General features: G+C 37.2%; 14 protein-coding genes. 6 read left to right on the forward strand and 8 right to left on the reverse strand.

Annotation, left to right across the window (positions count from 1 at the left end; all coding sequences use genetic code 11):
• Positions 1-232: 232 nt before the first annotated feature.
• Both WCV66_RS23460 and WCV66_RS23465 read right to left on the reverse strand, forming a co-directional pair.
• Positions 233-5,311, reverse strand: a complete 5,079-nt coding sequence (locus WCV66_RS23460) for an OmpL47-type beta-barrel domain-containing protein (RefSeq protein WP_338787054.1) — start codon at positions 5,309-5,311, stop codon at positions 233-235.
• 394 nt (positions 5,312-5,705) lie between these two features.
• Complete coding sequence (locus WCV66_RS23465; RefSeq protein ID WP_338787055.1) at positions 5,706-6,521, reverse strand: rhamnogalacturonan acetylesterase; 816 nt, start codon at positions 6,519-6,521, stop codon at positions 5,706-5,708.
• Positions 6,522-6,700: 179 nt separating this feature from the next.
• Between WCV66_RS23465 and WCV66_RS23470 the strand changes: the two genes are divergently transcribed.
• The 4 genes from WCV66_RS23470 to WCV66_RS23485 all read left to right on the forward strand — a co-directional run bounded on the left by WCV66_RS23470 (position 6,701) and on the right by WCV66_RS23485 (position 11,337).
• Positions 6,701-7,765, forward strand: coding sequence for a LacI family DNA-binding transcriptional regulator (locus WCV66_RS23470; RefSeq protein WP_338787056.1), 1,065 nt, complete (start codon positions 6,701-6,703; stop codon positions 7,763-7,765).
• A gap of 194 nt (positions 7,766-7,959) precedes the next feature.
• The gene (locus tag WCV66_RS23475) at positions 7,960-9,120 is read left to right on the forward strand and encodes a Gfo/Idh/MocA family oxidoreductase (protein ID WP_338787057.1); all 1,161 of its coding nucleotides are present in this window, start codon (positions 7,960-7,962) and stop codon (positions 9,118-9,120) included.
• 293 nt (positions 9,121-9,413) lie between these two features.
• Entirely contained in the window at positions 9,414-10,148 is a 735-nt protein-coding gene (locus tag WCV66_RS23480; RefSeq protein ID WP_066324983.1) for a ThuA domain-containing protein, read from the forward strand.
• Between the two features lie 91 nt (positions 10,149-10,239).
• The gene (locus WCV66_RS23485) at positions 10,240-11,337 is read left to right on the forward strand and encodes a Gfo/Idh/MocA family oxidoreductase (protein WP_338787058.1); all 1,098 of its coding nucleotides are present in this window, start codon (positions 10,240-10,242) and stop codon (positions 11,335-11,337) included.
• A gap of 1,197 nt (positions 11,338-12,534) precedes the next feature.
• On the opposite strand, the gene WCV66_RS23490 is transcribed toward WCV66_RS23485, so the two are convergent.
• The 3 genes from WCV66_RS23490 to WCV66_RS23500 form a co-directional block, all read right to left on the reverse strand.
• Positions 12,535-13,569 (reverse strand): SepM family pheromone-processing serine protease, encoded by a 1,035-nt coding sequence (locus WCV66_RS23490; protein WP_338787059.1) that lies wholly within the window; start codon positions 13,567-13,569, stop codon positions 12,535-12,537.
• Between the two features lie 251 nt (positions 13,570-13,820).
• Positions 13,821-16,577, reverse strand: a complete 2,757-nt coding sequence (locus WCV66_RS23495; protein ID WP_338787060.1) for a GTP-binding protein — start codon at positions 16,575-16,577, stop codon at positions 13,821-13,823.
• A gap of 455 nt (positions 16,578-17,032) precedes the next feature.
• Entirely contained in the window at positions 17,033-17,497 is a 465-nt protein-coding gene (locus WCV66_RS23500; RefSeq protein ID WP_338787061.1) for a hypothetical protein, read from the reverse strand.
• Between the two features lie 363 nt (positions 17,498-17,860).
• On the opposite strand from WCV66_RS23500, the gene WCV66_RS23505 reads away from it, so the two are divergent.
• Complete coding sequence (locus tag WCV66_RS23505) at positions 17,861-18,316, forward strand: CotY/CotZ family spore coat protein (RefSeq protein ID WP_338787062.1); 456 nt, start codon at positions 17,861-17,863, stop codon at positions 18,314-18,316.
• A gap of 46 nt (positions 18,317-18,362) precedes the next feature.
• On the opposite strand, the gene WCV66_RS23510 is transcribed toward WCV66_RS23505, so the two are convergent.
• Genes WCV66_RS23510 through WCV66_RS23520 form a run of 3 tightly spaced genes read right to left on the reverse strand, consistent with a single transcriptional unit; the run spans position 18,363 to position 20,358 of the window.
• Positions 18,363-18,767, reverse strand: a complete 405-nt coding sequence (locus WCV66_RS23510) for a DUF350 domain-containing protein (RefSeq protein ID WP_066324963.1) — start codon at positions 18,765-18,767, stop codon at positions 18,363-18,365.
• A 17-nt stretch (positions 18,768-18,784) separates the two neighbouring features.
• Positions 18,785-20,038, reverse strand: a complete 1,254-nt coding sequence (locus WCV66_RS23515; protein WP_338787063.1) for a glutathionylspermidine synthase family protein — start codon at positions 20,036-20,038, stop codon at positions 18,785-18,787.
• The gene (locus WCV66_RS23520; RefSeq protein ID WP_066324959.1) at positions 20,038-20,358 is read right to left on the reverse strand and encodes a hypothetical protein; all 321 of its coding nucleotides are present in this window, start codon (positions 20,356-20,358) and stop codon (positions 20,038-20,040) included. The genes WCV66_RS23515 and WCV66_RS23520 overlap by 1 nt, the downstream gene beginning before the upstream one ends.
• Before the next feature lie 111 nt (positions 20,359-20,469).
• Here WCV66_RS23520 and WCV66_RS23525 point away from each other — a divergent pair, with 111 nt between their 5' ends.
• Positions 20,470-20,910, forward strand: coding sequence for a hypothetical protein (locus tag WCV66_RS23525; protein ID WP_066324948.1), 441 nt, complete (start codon positions 20,470-20,472; stop codon positions 20,908-20,910).
• The last annotated feature ends 1 nt before the right edge of the window (position 20,911 follow it).

The raw sequence follows: 20,911 nt of genomic DNA on the forward strand, positions 1-20,911 counted from the left end.
AATGCTCTAAGTATAAGCAAGAGTTCTTAAAATAAAGGTAGGGGAAAAATGAAGAATTTCTTAAGATATGTGAAGAATTGGAGAATTGCTTCTGTACTAAACAACGAAAAAACCCCCATCAAAAAAATGGGGGTTCCTCAAGTTTTTCATATAATGAAAGTATCAGGGGGGATACTGTCACGTTTTTATTACCCTCTGTTCTTAGATGATAAACCTAAAAAAATAACTTTTATTATTTAACGATTGATTGAGCGAGATTTATTAACACTTCTGCATGTTCTTCAGAAAATACTTTACCAGTTTTCGCTTTTACTTGATTGATATAAGCTCCTACCTGTCCATCTCTAGCCTGCTTATTTCCTTTTTCTTCAGATGCTTTAGCTGCCTCAAGTTTGCTAATAAATGGTTTAGCATTTTTCCCTTTGTCACCACTTTGAACTAGGAATTGTTCAGTTAAATTCCTTAAACTATCATAGTTCACCGTAACCATAAAGTTTACCGAAGCATTTGACATATTTCCTGCGTTATCTGTAGACTCTGCTTTTATAGAATGTGTCCCTAACCCTAACTGATAAGCCGGTGCTATTACATCCTCACAAGTTGAGGAGGAAATCCCTGATAGCTTATCTTCAGCTAAGCATGAAACTCTCACTTCCTGGTCCACACTAAACTCAGCAGCATCTTTTATAGAGAAAGTAATTGTTGGTGCTGTTTGATCCAGATTGATTTCGACTGAATTCTTCTCTTCACGATTACCTGCCTTATCAACACTCCAGTAATGTAAAAGATGTTTGCCATCATTAGAAATCTTAACTGAATTTCCCGTTTTTTCTACTTCTTCATTTAACTCGTAGTGAGTCATATCAATACCAGAATCATTATCTTCAGCAATAAAATTCACAGTAACAGGCTCCAGGTACCAATGATTGTTTTCCTTCCCCTCAATTTCATGATTCGTTATCGGAGCTGTTTTATCAGGTCGTTTAACTTCTACTACATCGATATTTGGTGCTGATGGTTTTTTCATTCCTTCACCAATAAAGAAGCTTGGATGTGGTGGCTGATTATAGCCGACATTTTGCCACGCTATCGCTAATCTGTATTGCGGGTCATGCATCAACGTAAAGATACGATGATCTGTTTTCTCTGTTGTCATAAAAATTCGTAATGCACTGCTATCCTCAGTTCTCCAAATGATCTCTTCACGCCAATCACCAAAAAGATCAGCTTGTAGGGCAGGACTACCTTTTGTTCCGTTATTAGATAAAGTTCCTTCTGCGGTTAGTAAGTTTACTAGCTTTCCATTTTCATAATCCCACTTGTCAATTGTTCCTTCTCCGGCGCCTTTTGCTTCATCAAAATTATGATCAGATACTTCACGAAGCAAGTCACCATCCCACCAAGTTGCAAAGTTGGAAGTAGGAATGCCTTCTGAAATTTTTTCACCCTTTGCTGTGTGTAAACCACCAATTTTGCTGTTCCATGCGCCTGAAATTGCCCAAGCTTCAGCCCCAGAATGTCTTGGATCGATATCTGCTGTCAATCCTCGACCTGTATCCTGTCCTGTTTTTTGCCCCCAAATAATGTCACCTGTGGCTGCATCACGCATATCATAGCCATATTCTCCATCCTTATGTTCCTGTACAGCATAAACTTCAAGTCCAGATCGTTCTGGTAAGAAATCACTTACATGAAGTGCGTCACCATGACCTAAGCCTGTCGTATAAAGACCTGTACCATCATCATCTACAACCATTTGACCGTATACAATTTCATCCTTACCATCTTTATCAATATCTGCAATGCTAAGTGAATGATATCCTTGTCCTGCATAATCTTGATTTCCATCATCATTTGAATCAAATGTCCATTGTTTTGTCAGCTTACCGTCTCTCCAATTATATGCAGTGAGCACAGTTCTTGTATAATAACCACGGGCCATCACAATGCTCGGTTGTTCACCATCCAGATAAGCAACACCTGCAAGGAAGCGATCAACACGGTTACCGTATCCATCACCCCATGTAGAAACATCACCACGTGGTGGTTCGTAATCAGTAGTTTGCAACTCTTTACCTGTTTTTCCTTCGAAAACAGTCAAAAATTCTGAACCTTGTAAAATGTAACCTGAACTATTTCGATGATCAGCCTCAGCTTTTCCGATGACATTTCCTTGTCCATCAACCGTGCCGTCAGCTGTTTTCATCGCAATTTCCGCTTTTCCATCACCATCAAAATCATAAACTAAAAACTGCGTATAGTGTGCACCAGCACGGATATTTTTTCCCAAATCAATGCGCCATTTTAATGTTCCATCAAGCTCATAAGCGTCGAGATAGACATTCCCTGTATATCCAGCTTGAGAATTATCCTTTGAATTTGTTGGATCCCATTTTAGGATAACTTCATACTCTCCATCACCATCAAGATCACCCACACTCGCATCATTGGCACGATATGAGTACGGATCTCCCAGTGGTGTTACGCCATCCTCAGGCTTTTGAAGAGGGATATCTAAGTAATTATTACTTAATACCTTGATGTTTTCTTGTGACTTCTGTTCTTTTCCATCTAAGACTGCACGAATCTCATAAACTGAATCAGTCTTGCCGTCCTTATCAACAAAGTTCGTACTTGATGTAATTGGTGAAGAATTAAGCTTTTCACCATAACGATACACATTAAAGCTGATATTTTCAGGATCTGTTCCCAACATCCGCCAGCTGACATGTACACCCTCTTCTGTTTTAATGGAAACCGGTGAACGACCTAAATCCTCCATTTGTCTCTTTAAAACTGTAACTGCTGGTGTTTCGATACTGTCAGAATGTTCAGAGATACCACCGGCATTTACGGCAGCAACCTTGTAAAAGTAAGGAATTGTTGTTAAAACCGTTTCATCTTTATAGCTTGTTTTATCTGTTTTACCAACTAATTCGTAAGTTCCATCCTTTTTCTCAGAGCGATAAATATTATAAGTGATCGCACCTTCAACCCCGCTCCAACTAATGATAAGATCGTTTTTGTTCACTTTACCAACTTCAAGATTCTCTGGAGCCTGAGGGACTGGCTGTGAATCATCGATCATTGAAACCTCAAGTGGCAATGATGGGACCGTTTCGACGTCTATCCGATCAATTGTCGTAACGGAATACTCATAATTCATTCCAACTTGAACAGAAGTGTCAGTAAAAGAGTTTGTCGTTGTACTATCAATTAACTCAATAGAATCTGAGCCAACCACTTTTCGATAAACATTATATTTAACAGCTTCTTCTACAGTCTTCCATGATAAAATAACTGATGGTTTTGAATCGTCAATGTTTTTGGCATCAACCTTAAGTTCCGAAGGAGCTAACAAAATCGGTGTGAGTTCTACACCATTTACAATCCCAGTAGAACCACCAAAATCAAAATTCATTTGACCGTCTTTAACAGAAACTTGAGGAATTACCTTCTCTGTGTAGTTTTTGCTAGGCGCTGAAATTTGCCCATAATCTTGACCTTCAATTTGAACTGTTGTTCTTGCACTACCTAAGAAATCTCCTACATACACCTTTACCGCATAGAGACCATTCGGAACATCAGCATTAAATTTCCAACCAACATTAAAATAACCAAGCCAGTCACGCAGAAGATCTCCACCTGTTCCGCGATCCCTGCCGATCATTCCAGTTGCATCAACAATCCCATAACCTCTTTCCTTCGTATATACTGTGGAAAGATTCACTTCTGTATATCCTTCAGCAACTGGATTTCCAGCTAGTCCAAAATCAAATTTAGTCGTTGCTTTTTTCGTTTGAATGTTTACGACATTTGATTGCTCTGATTCACCTTTACCGTTTATCGCAGTGACAATCACATCATATGCCTTATCCTCTTCCATACCGGTAATATTCAATCTTGGAACTGTAGCTGTCCCAATTAAATCGTACTCACTATCAGTTGAAAGCTTGCGATAAATCTTATATATATCAGCTGATTCTACTTCATTCCAGGTTAATAAAGCTCCTGCATTACTGATGCTACTTGCGACTACACCAGTTGGCTTAGCAGGTACATTTGCTGGTGGTTCAATATCAGTAACATAAGAAGATAGCGGAATATCAAGCTCTTTTACATCACCAGAAATCAACCTTGCAAGTTGAATTGCTCCATATTCTTGGAAATGTGTATTATCTTGTGAACCATTCGGGAACGCTGTATACATTCCTGGCTCTGTATGAAGAAACACAGAAAGTGTCCCTTCAGGACCAATTGAATCATAATAAGCAATACTTAAAGTACTTAGGTCTACCAAAGTCACTTCAAGTTCTTCTGCAACTTCCTTCATCCCTTGTACATATTCAGGAAAACTAACATTAAATTTACCAGTATCTGCGTTAAAATCCCTGCGTCCCACAGGAGTTACCAATACTGGCTCAGCCCCACGTTGACGAGCTCCATTTATATATGTTTTTAAATAATTTTTGTAATCTGGAACCGATGCATACCGTTCAGGTCGACTGATTGTTGCATCATTGTGTCCAAATTGGATAAAGAAATAGTCATTTGGTTTAAGTTCTCTTAAAACTGCATCTAGCCTGCCTTCATTAATAAATGATTTCGAGCTTCTCCCACCTATTGCATGATTTTCAAATGTAATATCAGAGCTAAAGAAACGAGGTATCATTTGCCCCCAGCCTGCTTCTGGCTTCCAATACTCATCATATGTCTGTACTGTAGAGTCTCCTGCAATAAACACGGTTGGATGCTCTCCAGCTGTTCGCTCCGGAAGCTTCTCAATGACTAATCCATTTAACTTAGGTGTTGTACCTGTAAATTCGAGTGTAAGTTGCCCATCAACAAGTGCGATGTCAAATGATCTTTCTACAAATTCTCCTGCTTGAATTGATGTGTTTTGGATCTTTTGAATATTTTCAGCCTTCACACCAATCTCAGTTGCTTCCTTCTCATCACCTGTTACCACCGTAACGGCATAATCTCCATTTGGAAGATCGACAATGAAAGAAGTTTCAACAGTCAACGTAAAATCTGATTTTAAAGGATCAGATGTCGCACGATCAGTTGCAGTCACCTTTGAAGTATCTGCAAAACCAAATGTACGTTCAGCTGTATAGCCTGTTTCATTGGTCACTTTCGTATAGCCTTCCAAAACTGCTCTATCTCCAGTACCAAAATCAAATTTTTTCTCTACTAATTCTTCGGCATTTGCATCGTGAGGTAAAATAGGAGCTGACGACAATAGAAGTAATAAACTAAGAAGTATAGCAAAAAACTTTTTTCCTTTGTTTTGTTTCTTAGTGTTCAATAAGTTTTCATTCCTTTCAAAATTCGTTATTTTTTTTGGAAAAACTATAGAGAATAACTCACCTCCTCCCACTTATTGGAAAGCGCTTACAAGTGTATGCTATCTTTTTGTTCATTCATTTAGTAGTTAAAAAACAGATGTTATTGTTTAAAAAACAGTCATGGACTAAAAATGAATCTATTTAACTAGTAAAATAAGTAAACCGATAGAACTACTTTATCTTTTTTCTGTTTCTTATCTCCTACCTTTTTGAGCTGAGGGGATTTCTAATCTATAAAACGTAACGCGCCTCCATAGGATGAAGGCGCGTTACGTTTTTGGGAATTATTTTTGTACTTATCATGTATCTAAGTTTGTTTAATCGTATTTGTCATTAAGTAACAGACAAATTTCATTATTTTTCAACGGCTGGTGGATCGATATTGGTAACGTAAGAAGCAAGCGGAATATTAAGATCTTTAATTCCCAGGGATACCAAGCGAGCAATTTGAAGTGCTCCATTTTCCTGGAAATGGATATTATCATGTACACCTTTAGGGTACGCTTTATACATACCTGGTTTTGTGTGGAGAAATACAGAGAGTGTCCCTATTGGACCTAGTGTGTCATAGTACGCTACACTTGATAAACTTAAATCAACTAGTAGCACATCAAGTTCTGATGCAATTTCCTTCATTGCTTGTACATATTCAGGAAAGCTAACATTAAATTTCCCAGTATCACGATTAAAATCTCTAATCCCAACAGGTGTTACTAAAATTGGCGTTGCTCCACGACCACGTGCTCCATTTATATATAATTTTAAATAATTTTTATAGTCTGGCAAAGTGGTGTAAAGGTCTGGGCGATTTTTTCTCGAATCATTGTGTCCAAATTGAATCAATAAGTAATCGTTAGGTTTTATTTTTCTTATTATGGTATCAAGTCTTCCTTCATTAATAAATGATTTCGAACTTCTCCCCCTAAAAGCATGATTTTCAAACGTAATTTTAGGGCTGAAATAATTTGGTATCATTTGTCCCCAACCTGCTCTAGGCTTCGAAGTCTCATCATATGTCTGCACAGTCGAGTCCCCTGCTATAAACACTGTCGGATTTTCTCCAGATTTTCGCTCGGGAAGCTTCAAAGAAAAAACAGGCACCGAAATCAATAAAAGCAGTAAACTAAGAATAATAACAACATTACCTTTTTTCTTCCCCTTATTAAACATATGCTTTCTACCCTTCTTTAGAAAATTCCATTTATAGCATTACCAAAAAAATTCTTTAAAATGTATTAGTATTGCTAATCTTTATTTTAGCATCTCATAAGGAACAATCTTACTATAATGAAAAAAAGTTTACGAAATTAATAATTTAACAATTGACAAATCATAGAAAAAAAGAGAAAATGAACGCGTGTACATATTTTCGTTTGGAGGTGAATATCTTAGCTAATAGAAAAGATGTTGCAAAATTAGCTGGAGTGTCTGAAGCCACAGTTTCACGCGTATTAAATAATATTGGACCCTTACGCGAAGAAACAAAACGTAAGGTCTTGCTGGCGGCTGAAGAGCTTAACTATCACCCAAATGCAATTGCACAAAGCTTTGCAAGAGGTAAGAGTAACAATATTGGCGTCATTGTTCCTTATTTGCCAAAGGTTAACCTAATGTCGACACATTATTTTTCCGAGCTATTAAGCGGGATTGGTGCAAAGCTTGGAGAACTAGGTTATGGTTTGCTCCTGTTGTTTCAATCACCAGATGCACCAAAAGACTATGTTCAGCTTTTTCATTCCCAAAAGGTAGATGGATGCATCATACTAGGTTCAAAGAATGTTCCAGGTGAGCTCGAAGCACTTGAAAAGCTCCAACAATTGAACCTGCCATATTGTCTTGTGAATCAGACCTTTTCTGGTTATTCTCTTCATTCTATTGATGCAGATCATAGCAGTGGTAGTTTTCAAGCAGTGACCTCACTGTTAAAGAAAGGGTTTGAACACGTTATTTTTTTAAATGGTCCCACTGAATATTCGAATAGTATTGAGCGTTTATATGGATATGAAGATGCACTCGAAAAAGCGGGAATTCATCTAAATCCAGAGTTGATTTTCCAAGGGAATTACAGCAGAAAAAGCGGTGTTCAAGCTGCTGACTATATAGCTCCATTACTCCCAGATTTCCGAGCTATTTATGCTGCAAATGATCGAATGGCTATAGGTCTTATGCAAGCGTTAAGCGAAAAGGGCTATCAAGCTGGTCGTGATTACGCACTAATTGGTTATGATGACTCTGAAATTTCAAGAATGACCTCTCCGCCACTTAGCACAGTAAAGGTACCGCTTTTTGATATGGGGCAATTGGCAGCAAAAAAAGTGCTTCAATTAATCTCGAAGGATAGTGAGGAAGCAAGCACTGTACGTTTGCCAGTTACTTTGATAGAACGAGCATCCTCATTAATTAGCCGTTCATGAATCATTGCTTTTAGAATCATTCATGAGTGATTAGTCTCTGAGATACTGAATACTTAGATAAGCACAAGCACCACACAGACTACTAGAAGAAACCCGTAAAATAGCAGAGTTTCTCTTTAAGAAAGGGCGCTTGTGCTTTACAATAAAGAACTATCAACATCCTATTCTATAAAATAACGAAAAGGGGATTATTTATGGAAACGCTTAAAATTGGAATGATAGGTTATAAGTTCATGGGTAAAGCTCACAGTCACGCATATCGTGACATCCCACTCTTTTTCCCAAAAACCATACGTCCTGAGATGAAGGTTATTTGTGGACGTAATGCCAGCGGAGTAGCTGAAGCCGCTAAACAATTTGGCTGGGAGGAATATACAACAGACTGGCAAAGTCTTTTACAAAGAGATGATATTGATTTAATCGATATTAATGCACCTAGTAATGTACATAAAGAAATAACAATTGCTGCTGCACAAGCTGGCAAACATGTTTTTTGCGAAAAACCGTTAGCGCTTACATTAGAGGACTCAAGAGAAATGCTCGAAGTTGTTGAAGCTGCCGGAGTTAAACATATGGTTGGATTTAATTATCGATTTGCTCCTGCTGTTATGCTTGCGAAAAAACTAATCGACGAAGGAAAATTAGGAGATATTTATCATTTCCGTGCTTGGTTTTTACAAGATTGGCTTGTCGATCCAAACTTCCCTCTTGCATGGAGACTACAGAAGGACATTGCTGGATCAGGGTCTCATGGAGATTTAGGCGCACATCTTATCGATATGGCTCACTATCTAATTGGAGATATTACTGAAGTGATTGGCATGAACGATACGTTTATTAAAGAAAGGCCAATACCTACTAACATGACTGGTTTATCTGCAACTGGTAGTGATAATGCAGAAAAAGGCGATGTCACAGTTGATGACGCTACCCTATTTATGGCTCGCTTTGCTAACGGGGCCTTAGGAAGCTTCGAAGCTACTCGCTTTGCTGCAGGTCATCGCTGTACAAATTCCTTTGAAATCAATGGTAGTAAAGGAAGCGTCATTTTCGACTTTGAGCGCATGAATGAATTGCAAGTCTATTTCACCGACGACCGAGATGATGTACAAGGCTTCCGACGTGTATTAGCAACAGACCCTGCCCATGCTTTCTCTGAAAACTGGTGGCCACCAGGACATACAATCGGTTATGAACATACATTTATTCACGAAATTGTTGAGCTAATGGAAGCCTTCCGCGAAGACCGACAGCCAGTTCCTAACTTCAAAGATGGTGTAAAATGCCAAGAAGTTTTGGAAGCAGTTGATCAATCTATTGAAAAACGCCAATGGATTAAAATTTCTGAGGTATAACAAAAGCGCAAGCGCCCGTTTAGCGACGTATGAACTGGAGCACTCCGTATGAGATAAAGGAAACACGAAGAGCGTTAGCGATTCGATGTTGACTTATCGTAAGGAGGAGTGTGAAGTTCACTAGTCGCTGGGCGCTGGAGCTGGATGTCGAGCGCTTATTCAAAGGACTAGAATTTTATAGTTTCATACACAAGTCAAAAGCGCGCTGACGCCTTACAAACTATACTCTGAAGTTAGATGTCAAAGCGCTTATCTAATTAATTTTATCCAAATCAAAAAAGGAGTGTTGAAAAATGAAAAAAAACGCATTGATCGTATGGGGCGGTTGGGATGGTCATGAACCAGAGCAAGTCTCACATATTTTTAAAGGAATCCTTGAAGAAGAAAACTTTAATGTAGAGGTATCAAATTCACTAGATTCATATGCAGATCCTGAAAAGCTGAAATCATTAGATTTAATCGTTCCTCACTGGACAATGGGTGAAATTGATAAGAAGTATGTATTAAATATTTCTGATGCTGTTATGAGCGGTGTCGGTTTAGCCGGATGTCATGGTGGAATGTGTGACTCTTTCCGAAACAATGTTGATTGGCAATTTATGACCGGTGGAAATTGGGTAGCACATCCCGGAAATGATGGTGTTGAATATATGGTCAACATCAAGCATTCCACAAGCCCACTTTTAGAAGGTTTCTCAGATTTCAAAGTCGTGAGCGAGCAATATTACCTTCATGTCGATCCAGCAGTGGAAGTACTAGCTACAACACGATTCCCAGTAGTTGATGGTCCACATGCAACGAATAAAGCAGTCGATATGCCTGTCGTATGGACGAAACGCTGGGGTCAAGGACATGTATTCTATAATTCACTAGGTCACCAAGCTAATATTGTTGCTATGCCAGAGGTTTCCCTCATTATGCGCCGCGGATTTTTATGGGCAGCAAAAGAAAAGAACAGCTCTGAAGGATTAGTAGCATCTGCTAACAGCAATGGCCGTGTATATACCGGTATGGGTGATAGCCAATAATTTTATCATTTACAGCGAGAGCACTGTACTGCTGCAAGAAAAGAAAACTCGGACAAAAACTTTTCTTATCTAAAAAAATGGAGGTTCTACAATGAAAAAACTTAAAATTGGTATTGTCGGTTGTGGGAATATTAGTTCAATTTACATGGAAAATTGCCAAAAGTTTGATCACCTTGAACTTGTTGCTTGTGCAGATTTAGATGAACTACGTGCACATTCTCAAGCTGAAAAATACGGTGTACCCAAAGCCTGCTCAGTTAATGAGTTGCTCTCTGATCCTGACATTCAATTGGTCATTAACTTAACAATTCCAAAAGCACATGCAACGGTTTGTATCCAAGCACTTGAAGCAGGTAAGCATGTGTATACAGAAAAACCACTTGCTGTCACACGCGAGGAAGGTAAACAAATTTTAGAAACAGCTAAAAAACATAATCTCTTAGTTGGCAGTGCACCTGACACCTTCTTAGGTGCAGGAATTCAAACAGCCATCCATTTAATTGAACAAGGAGAAATCGGTGTTCCGATTGGGGCATCTGCATTTATGATCCACCGTGGTCATGAGCATTGGCATCCAGATCCAGCCTTCTTCTATGACATTGGCGGCGGTCCGATGTTTGATATGGGACCATATTATTTAACAGCATTAGTGTCACTTTTAGGACCGATTGAACGGATATCAGGTTCTACTCGTATTAGCTATCCAGAACGGACAGTGACAAGTGAACCAAAAGCAGGCACTAAAATTCAAGTGGCAACTCCAACACATATTTCAGGAGTTATCGACTTTGCATCAGGTGCAATTGGCTCTATCACAACAAGTTTTGACGCATTTGGCGGAACAACACTGCCACCTATTGAAATTTACGGTAGTGAAGGTACTTTACTAGTTCCAGATCCAAACACATTTGGCGGTCCTGTCCGTATCAGAAAACGTGATGAAAAGGAATTTGTCGAAGTACCATTATCATACGGCTATTCACAAAACAGCCGCGGACTTGGAGTAGCAGATATGGCCAAGGCAATCCTTAATGGGGGAAAATACCGTGCAAACGGAGAATTAGCCTACCATGTATTAGAAGCCATGCACGGCTTCCATGATTCCTCTGATAATGGAACACATTACAAAATGGAGAGTACATGTGAAAAACCTGAATCTTTGGCTGTTGAACAACAGGTTTCTAAGTAGGTTTTATTCTTTTTTGTAGATTTACTTACTAGCATATTTAAAATGCGTTCAGAGAATGGCAACATTTTTCTGGACGCTTTTGATTTATTTGTAATTTGTTTAGTGTGGATTGAACCGTTTTCCTGTAATTGAACCACTCCTCTTGTTTTATAAACCAAACTCCTTTGCCAACCTCACTTTTAGCGGGCGATTGAACCGACTTTCACTATAATTGAACCACTTTTTCTTGTTTTGAACCACTTTCGTCTTTAATTGAACCACTCCTCTTGTTTTATGAACCAAACTCCTTTACCAACCTCACTTTTAGCGGGCGATTGAACCGACTTTCACTATAATTGAACCACTTTTTCTTGCTTTTGAACCACTTTCGCCCGTAATTGAACCACTCCTCTTGTTTTATAAACCAAACTCCTTTGCCAACCTCACTTTTAGCAGGCGATTGAACCGACTTTCACTATAATTGAACCACTTTCGCCTTTAATTGAACCACTCTCCTTGTTTTATGAACCAAACTCCTTTGCCAACCTCACTTTAGCGGGCGATTGAACCGACTTTCACTATAATTGAACCACTTTTTCTTACTTTTGAACCACTTTCGCCCGTAATTGAACCACTCTCCTTGTTTTATGAACCAAACTCCTTTGCCAACCTCACTTTTAGCGGGCGATTGAACCGACTTTCACTATAATTGAACCACTTTTTCTTGCTTTTGAACCACTTTCGCCCGTAATTGAACCACTCTCCTTGTTTTATGAACCAAACTCCTTTGCCAACCTCACTTTTAGCGGGCGATTGAACCGACTTTCACTATAATTGAACCACTTTCGCCTTTAATTGAATCATTCTCCTTGATTTATGAACCAAACCGCTTTTCCCCTTCGATTGAACCTCACTCCAATTAATACATACCACAGCTCCTTACCTACCCTCTACTTATACATTAAAACGAATCAGATACCTATCCTCCCAACAAGAACAAAAGCGCAAGCGTCTTGAACAGCCTCGGGAATATGATGATTTAGAATAGAAGGCGTTCTGTGCCTTCAATTCTAAATTAGCTAGACTCTAGAGGGGCTAGGAGCTGGATGTCGTGCGCTTATCCACAGTTTAAGAATTTTATAATTTCCTAACCGACAACAAAAAACCTCCATTCCCACGGAGGTTCCTCACCTTTTCATAGATTTTGAGTTTTGATATCTATTCCTTAACATCAAGTCCCTGCAAATAATCTACTGCTTCGGCTATTGTAGCAATGGGTACGATTTCAATTTCATACTCATTTTCCTTTACTTCAGCTAGGACGTCTTTTTCATTCGTGTCTATTGAAGTGAGGTCTTTTGGTGTAAAGAAGATATCTGCCCCCTCTTCATTAGCAGCTGTAACCTTATGTTTTATCCCACCTATTTGACCAACATTGCCGTTATGGTCAATTGTACCAGTTCCGGCTATTTTATAGCCTTTTGTTAAATCTTCTGAAGTCAGTTGGTTGTAGATTTCTAAGGAAAACATCAAACCTGCAGAAGGTCCGCCAATGTCCTCACTATTTATTTTTACTTTTCTTGAGACCGTTGCTGTGAACTCTTCCTCTGGCGCAATTCCTATTCCCACTCGATCTGTCGAGTCATCTAGGGCAATCATTTCGACTGTTTCTTCCAGCTCTTTATCACCACGTTTTATTGTTAGGGTTGCGTGGTCTCCAACTTTTTTATTTTCTTCTATGTATGATATAAACTCTGGAGCTTCATTCATATTTTTACCATCAATGCTTGTAATCAAGTCACCGACTTTCAGAACTTTTTTTGCTGGTGAATCTGGTAAAATCGTACGAACAAAAATTCCATGGTACTCAATATCCACTTCTTCCCCAGCTTCAGTAAATCCTGCTACTAATGCATTTTGCTTTGAATCCTTCATCATAAAGTTTAGTATTTTCGTATATTCTGCATCTGTTAAATCACCTTTTACATCTTCTTCCTTAACGATATCTGTGTGGGGAGCAACTAGTCCATACACTAAAATATAAGGATTAAAAGCTTTCACAGATAATACAGTAGTCAAGTTAAAGCTTCCTTGTTCATCTTTATGTCCACCCTCTACCGACACTTTAGGCTCTAAATCTTCAATAGGTCCTGGTTGGTAAAGATAATATGGGGTCGGTATAAATGCAATGATCACTAAGAGTAGCAAAATGATCAATATTCGTTTAAATGTCAGTTTATTGTTTTTTCTCAAAATTGTAGTCTCCTTGTTTATGTCTTAGCCTCTTACCTATCATTATATTCTAAAAGAATAAAAATTAGAATTTCCTATAAAATAAATAGGCTCTATTAAACTTAGTTGTTGATTTCCACTATAGGCGTTCGCTTCAATCAACAAAGTGCAAAAACTCAACAATGAGCTTTACAGAGTCATTAAATAAAAAAAGACTGCATTCATACGGAAGCATAGCCCTCCATACAAATTCAGTCTCTTTATAAGGTATACTATACCATTCGACTATAATCCTTTTTCGCTTGTAGCATAAATTCCTGCTGAAGAAGATTAACTTCAAACAATTTTAATGGATCGTAAAAGAGCTCAGGATTTGCTTTCATTTCACTTAGCCCTTCTTTCCCTTCTTGGATAGTCGTTTCTGTTTCAACGATTGTTTCCCCAACCTCACTAATTGGCGTATTAAAGAAAGAGGATATATCTTGCTTTAAGCCTTTTTCAAACAACTCAAAAGGTAAAAATAATTTCTTGGAAATTGATTCTGTTACTTCTTCAAAGGTCTCATTTTCAACGTATTTTTTATATTGATTCACAAGCATCATCTTATTTTGATTCATTGCACCGAATAGCTTTCCTGCGCTTTTTAAAAGGAGTTGTGTAGGTTTATTCTTCAGCATAATATTTTCGTTTTCATACTGAATTCTCCCTGTCATCCGATTAATATCACGACGCCAATCATCTAATATCGTAAACTCACAATTTAATTGGAGTTTTTCTTGCTGATAGATTTCATTAAAGGTTTCGCTCATTTCCTTTAAGTAATCTTGACTATCGTGTAATTCATCCTCTGATGCAGAAATCCAACTATCGAGCTTATCGCAAAGTGTTGGAAGTAAGGTCTGTTCATAATATTCCTTTACTCTAGCATTCATGCTGTTATTAAGCGTAATATGAATTTGTTTAAAATCACTGTCTTCTTTAATTTGCTCTGTGCTTTCTTTTAAAAGCTTAGGTATTGTTAATTGTAGCTCTGTTTTACTTTCCTTCATTAATTCCTTGTATGCAGCTACTATGGTGGCTACTTTTTCTTGTTGAAGATCAGTAAGCTTATTCGTAAAGCCTTTTAAACGACCTAATATATCTTCATTCCATTGAATGGAATCGATTAAACCCTTCTCCATATCAACGCGTTTTTGCAATAGATCCGCAATCATTTTTCGGATTAAGGTTAATACCTTTGCCGTTCTTTTTTCTTGTTTTTCCTTTATGCTATAAGGAAAATGCGTTGATAAAAATATGTTTAGCTTACTTAATTGCTGACTAAATGGATGTAATGACGAATAAGGCAAAATTTCCGCCTCAGGGTAAATAGCTCCGATTTGTAACTTTATTTCATCCATAAGAGTCGCTGTATGTGCGTCACTAGCAATTAAATCAACTTTATTTAATAAAAAGTGTACTTTTAAGTTTGGAGCATAGTTTTTCATCTGGCATAAAACATCATATTCTCGTTCTGATAACGACGAACCATCTAAGACATACAACAACCCGTCAGCTAATGGCAATGTATCAAAGATCTGGTTTCTCATCTCATTACTTCCATTGATTGGTGGTGTATCTATGATTGCACACTGATGCTCATGCAATAATATACACGGTCTTTTAACATGGATAAGTGATATCTCATCACCTTGCACGTATTCATCTAATTCACGTTGATTGTGAACAGTTCGTTGTTCAGAATCAGAAATGTGATTCATTGTTAGCTCGTCATCATCATGTAGGACAACGAAGGATGTTGTAGACCCTTTGAATAGTTGGTCTCCTAGTAAAGAGTTAACAAATGTCGTTTTTCCGCTTCCTGATTTTCCAGCTAACAGAAAATGATTCTTAAGTTGTGGGTTGATCAGTTCCTCCAACCACCAATTTACTTTATTATTTATTTCAACCGAATGATTTTCTGCCCAATCACTGATTGTTTTATAGAGTTGTAAGGCGTTTTCTAAGCCACTTTGCTCATTTTCAGCTTCAAAAATGATCGATTCTGCTTTATAGACAGCATCAGGTAGAACCGTTCCTGGAAAAATTTCATTCCAAGCTAAAACTGTCGCCGATGGAAACAATCCATTCTCTCGTGTTGAAAGAAGTAACCAATTAGCCAATAAATTAGGAATAATATCGTGAAGCTCCCTTAGATAGTAGGATCCCTCAGTTAACCCAATAAATGTCTCCTCAAAAAGATGTATTGTGTGATCCCATTGATGAGCATTTCCTTCAAGGTCAACGCTAAAAAAGAGATCATTAATTGTTCTTAACCAGGTTAGATATGATTCTTCATTTTTATAGCTATTCCATAGAGACCCGATAAATTGTGAAAAGGAAGGTTTACTTACTTCAAAAATTGTTAGCAAAGCCTCAGAGAAAAAATCAGGCTGGAACTGTTTTGCATACCCCGCTTTTACATATGAGACCAGAACCTGGAACCATTCTTCCCGCTCAGTTCGAATTGATTCAGTAACCGCGAGCTTTACTGCATGTGCATAATCATTCTTCTCTTCATAAAAGTCTCGAGCTATCCTTGCTACTTGTGGATAATCTGGGTTAATATGTAATGCCCTTTGAATGATTTCATAAGCACTCTCTATCTTATTTCTTTCTTGATAAAGAGAAAAAAGCTTGAGAGCTACCTCAATGCTTAAGGTTTTGTCTTCTGTTTCAATTGAAATGTACTTATCTTCAGCGGCTGAAAGCAAGCCCAATTGATAATAGGCATCGCCAATATTTTTATTAGCCCATGGTTCGAGCTCGTTTTTTATATTTTCCCATTTAAAAATGGCTGTTTCATAATCCTGATACAGATAATAAATCTCGCCTTGAGCAAAACGTATGTAGGACAAATCGAAACTCTCATCGCTGTTCTGCTCCTCAAAATATGCTTGACCAAGTACTTCAGCCGGTTGTCTTTGGTCACTTCCAGCTATAAACGTCTCATAAAAGGTTTTATGAATTAATTGTTTTTCCGTTTGCATAGTATCCTCCTGCTAAAAATATAAGTTTATCATGAACATGTATAAAACATAAAATAGGAACAAAAGCTCAAGGCGCCTTTATCAGCAACATAGAAAAAAGAGCACTCCATATGTAATAAAGTGACTTAGTGTATAAGGAGCGTGAAGTTCGCTAGTCGCTGGAGCTGGATGTCAAAGCGCCTTTTGGTTTATTTTAACAGAAATTCGTTCCCGAAAATGTTAATTTTATTTCAAATTTATTTATACTTAATTATCCTATTAAAAAGAACAAAAAACCAATACCTTCTTAAACAATTCGTAAAAGGCATTGGTTTTATTAGGGTGTATGAAATAAACAAATTGTGAATGTGACATTGGGGTTTTCAAGAAGAATTACTTAATTTTTTCTTCACTAAAAATAATTACATTGTAAAAAATTGTAGTTTGGTTAATACACTTGTCGATTATTTCATTTTTCATTTCTTATACTTCTTTACCCTATGTAAGATAAACCATATGATATAACCAATTAGTAATCCAGGAATGAGTGAAAGCATTGGTGTCCAAATGGGGCCTAATAGCACACCATTTATTTTAAAAATCGGTGAATACATAAGACCAACGGTTACAAAATATGCCCCAAATACAAAGGGAAAAAATGAATATGGAGACCTCTCACCCTCCGCATCCTTAAATGCATCCCACATAGCAAACATATATACACATGGATAAAACATAAGCCATTGATAGTTTACGATTTGGAAAGCTTTGTCAATTTCCCCTAAAAAGCTTGCCATAATCGCTGAATTAAAATTGCTGTTCACATTAATAAGAAACTCTAAAAAGATAAAAACAAAACCCTTGGCTAATTTTTTATTCAGAATTTGGGCAAATCCAGGTAGTGCTATACTCCATAAAATTGCTTCTGTTTTTGACGTCATATTACTGCTTCCTATTCATCATTATTAATAACAAATTACCTCACTAATTTCCCCTGTTTCATCCATAACTATTACGCTTATTAACGTCTAAAACAAGTACTTCAACCGTTTAATTGTTAACAAATGAAATACTTTGTTTTATTACTATTTACAATCACTTCCATTTATATTCTTATTTTGATAGAACAAACAGTAAAATATTGCAATATCAATATGATGGCTTTTTTCATACGAATTCTAAACCTTTAAGTAGATTAGACGATCTACACAGCACAATTCAATAGAAAATCTATATTCTAACATTAAGTAGTTCTTCGTTTAGTTGGAGATTTACTGTTTTTATGTGTAAGGTGGGAAATGCAAATGATTGAAGACACGAACGATATGAATGCACATACGATTTCCTGTATTTGGACCGCACTCGAAAAAATCAAAAATTCCCAGGACAAAGCCGCGTATCTTCGGTCCACCTGCAAACTAATCGAGGCACCGGCATTTAAAACGATTCCATTTATCCTGCAAACCCAAAAGGGAGAGCCATTTTTCACATGGGCTAAAGCTGGAAAACCAGAATGCTTTGTAACTATATTCTTTAAAGTTATCAAATTGGATCGTGAATCAGGGTGTGTAACATTACGTTTATTACGTCCAAATAAATGTGTATGGGATGACGAACTTAATGGGGTTAGATTCAGAAGAATCTGTGAGGTAGACTTTGTAACTGAATCGGATGAAGGTGTTACTATTGACCCTACTAACTTTAGTGCCATAAAATGCTTTGATCCCGCTTTTGTTAAGGAAGAAGAAGGTCTAGATTAAAAAAGCACAAACATTCAATTTCTTGTTTGTGCTCGATTGTTATTATTTAATACGTAAGTGATGCTGCAATAATTAGTCCGATTGATACAGATAAAAATAATAGAAATAATCCTACAGCTTGATTGTCGTCATCAATTGCTTTGGTAATATTAAATTTAGGTGTTAAAAGCTCTGCCAAATAAAAAACGATGATCTGAATGACAATCGCTATACTTCCCCACACCACCATATCCAGTATATTGACAGAGTTTGATATTGATGAATAGAGGACAATTGCTAACCCTAAAATACGACCACCAAATGCATAGACAGCCGCTTTGTTTCCATTTTTAATTAATTCAAATTCTTTATTTTTTGTTGTTACTTCAAATAGGATAATTCCAATAAATAGTAATACAACAGCTAATCCAATATAGGAAACTGTCGACAAAAACAATTCTGTAAATGACATACTCTCAGGTCCCTTCTTTAACGTTTTACTCCTACTGGTAAGAAATAGGCATTGTTATCCGTTATTTGCTGTCCAGCTCTTAAACCGATTCCACAAGCTTTTCCATTTATTAAAAAGCTTCCGATTAATAGCTTCCCTTTTTTTAGCCCATCGATCGTTTTAATTTCTTTTGTCGGGAGTTCAATAAACTTTTGATAAACCGGCAATGACTTTCCATAGCTTTTATTCTTGTCTTCAAGAATCTTCTTTGTCCCATGAAAAATTGATACCGTATCTCCTTCCCGACCAAAGCTTGGTTTTTTTACATATTTTATACCGCTTGTTAGGAATACATCTTTCTCGAGATATGTAGGCAAAAAATAGGTTGAAATCCAATGCTTTTCTTCATCGGAGAAGAACGGATGATCACACTCCATCATCCCCCAAATAACTGCTTGAACAGCCTTCGATTGCAAAAGAAACGCTGAAATGGGATTGATCATTTGCAGCTTGTTTGAAGCAACTAGCTCGAGTAGCTGTAAACCTATTTTTTCATTTGTTTCTTCTTCGACGTCTTCAATTAAATGCTCTAACGGATATGTTTGCCGATAGAGAAGATCAATCTTTCTGCCTTCATCATCATACAATCCTACTTGCTCTTTAATTGTAAGCTTATGCAATGGAACATATTTCGCCGAAACATTTGCTGCTTCCATTAAAAACAATGTTGTTAATTTGTCTTCTTCATGTTCATCATGTGATGTGAAAACGATATGTGGTTCATCTGTAAGTTCAGAATGATGTAGCACTTCTGCTAACGCTTTTCGTATTTCTTTTCCTAGTATATCAACTAATCCCTTATTCGGATTCTCAACATTAAACTCTTCACACATGGCACCATTTACATAAAAAACTTCCTTCTCAAAAGTCGGAGTATCACTATTAAGCTCAAGTAGCTTCAATCCATTAGTCGTTTGAACTAAGTCCACACGAGCAATAACCGTTTCAACCGGTAAAGACCGATGTCTGATAAATGGGAGCATGCTTCTTGGAATATCTAATTGTAATAATGTTTCGTTAGATGAGTTTCTCAGTAAGTTTCCTAGCTTAAAGAAAATTTGACCGACTCTGTTTGTCACGTTACATACTTCATTAACCTCTTCTTTTGTCATAAGAGCGATATCATATAACGCATATTCACTATCATAAAGATTATGCCAAAAGGAGTTCATCTTGCTGTAAGCTTGATTCCGCTTTTGTCTATGATACTCTAGATTAAATGAGTGTAACATTACCCACCAAAACCTCCACTAGACCCAGACCCAAATCCAGATTTTCCTCCTTTAAATGAGCTACTCGATTTATAGCTTTGATAAGCGGAATTTGTTTTTAAGCTGCTTTTAGATGAAAACATTTTTCCACCGTAATAAAAATGACCATAGTGAGATGAATCATAATCATCACATTCCCAAACGCCTTCATCAGACTCCCATTCCCAATCCCCACAATCAGTTCCCTCAGGAACAGGTGGTAACGACTCATCACTACATCCAGTAGCTGTAATCATCGTAGCAGAAATGATTCCAGTTAATAATTTATTTGTCTTACTCAAACGCCTTCCCCCCCTTAAATAGCTTTTCTCTGTTAATAATTACAAATTAATTCATGATAAACTGCGCCCTAATATAGTATAGTAGAAATAATGACATCTTTGGAGGTATATATGAAAAAAAGTTATAAATTGGAATATCGTTTAAACGATGAACGGAATAGCTACCCTGCATTGTTTCATTACGAGTTTGCAGAGCCCTCAGAAATCTTTTGTCGAAGACTATGTGATTATTTTATAAAAAACAAAGAGGTGTATCATCAAACGTCTTCCAGTCTTGAAGACGAATATTATGTTATTTATGTAGAAAAAGATGATGAAGAACATATTTTTGACCATGCTATGCACTATACACATGTAACACTTGAAGTACGTGACTTTAAGGAATACAATGATTCACCACTTATCTTTACATATGATCTATATTCACATGAAGAAGCATTATCCCTGATCGGAAATGATTATTTATGGATCCAGGATCAAGAATACGAAAAAATATCAGCTGAAATTGATGAGGACCGTTCTACATATGTTCTATATATGTCGAAGGCTTAGA

Origin of the sequence: Metabacillus rhizosphaerae (assembly GCF_037201795.1) — a bacterium.
GTDB classification, from domain to species: Bacteria; Bacillota; Bacilli; order Bacillales; family Bacillaceae; genus Metabacillus; species Metabacillus rhizosphaerae.

What these genes read in the sequence shown, in the direction of transcription:
- WCV66_RS23495 (WP_338787060.1), bottom strand. Translation starts at nt 16,577, where the DNA reads ATGCAAACGGAAAAACAATTAATTCATAAAACCTTTTATGAGACGTTT.
- WCV66_RS23480 (WP_066324983.1), top strand. Translation starts at nt 9,414, where the DNA reads ATGAAAAAAAACGCATTGATCGTATGGGGCGGTTGGGATGGTCATGAA.
- WCV66_RS23470 (WP_338787056.1), top strand. Translation starts at nt 6,701, where the DNA reads ATGAACGCGTGTACATATTTTCGTTTGGAGGTGAATATCTTAGCTAAT.
- WCV66_RS23515 (WP_338787063.1), bottom strand. Translation starts at nt 20,038, where the DNA reads ATGTTACACTCATTTAATCTAGAGTATCATAGACAAAAGCGGAATCAA.
- WCV66_RS23525 (WP_066324948.1), top strand. Translation starts at nt 20,470, where the DNA reads ATGAAAAAAAGTTATAAATTGGAATATCGTTTAAACGATGAACGGAAT.
- WCV66_RS23485 (WP_338787058.1), top strand. Translation starts at nt 10,240, where the DNA reads ATGAAAAAACTTAAAATTGGTATTGTCGGTTGTGGGAATATTAGTTCA.
- WCV66_RS23510 (WP_066324963.1), bottom strand. Translation starts at nt 18,767, where the DNA reads ATGTCATTTACAGAATTGTTTTTGTCGACAGTTTCCTATATTGGATTA.
- WCV66_RS23505 (WP_338787062.1), top strand. Translation starts at nt 17,861, where the DNA reads ATGATTGAAGACACGAACGATATGAATGCACATACGATTTCCTGTATT.
- WCV66_RS23475 (WP_338787057.1), top strand. Translation starts at nt 7,960, where the DNA reads ATGGAAACGCTTAAAATTGGAATGATAGGTTATAAGTTCATGGGTAAA.
- WCV66_RS23500 (WP_338787061.1), bottom strand. Translation starts at nt 17,497, where the DNA reads ATGACGTCAAAAACAGAAGCAATTTTATGGAGTATAGCACTACCTGGA.
- WCV66_RS23465 (WP_338787055.1), bottom strand. Translation starts at nt 6,521, where the DNA reads ATGTTTAATAAGGGGAAGAAAAAAGGTAATGTTGTTATTATTCTTAGT.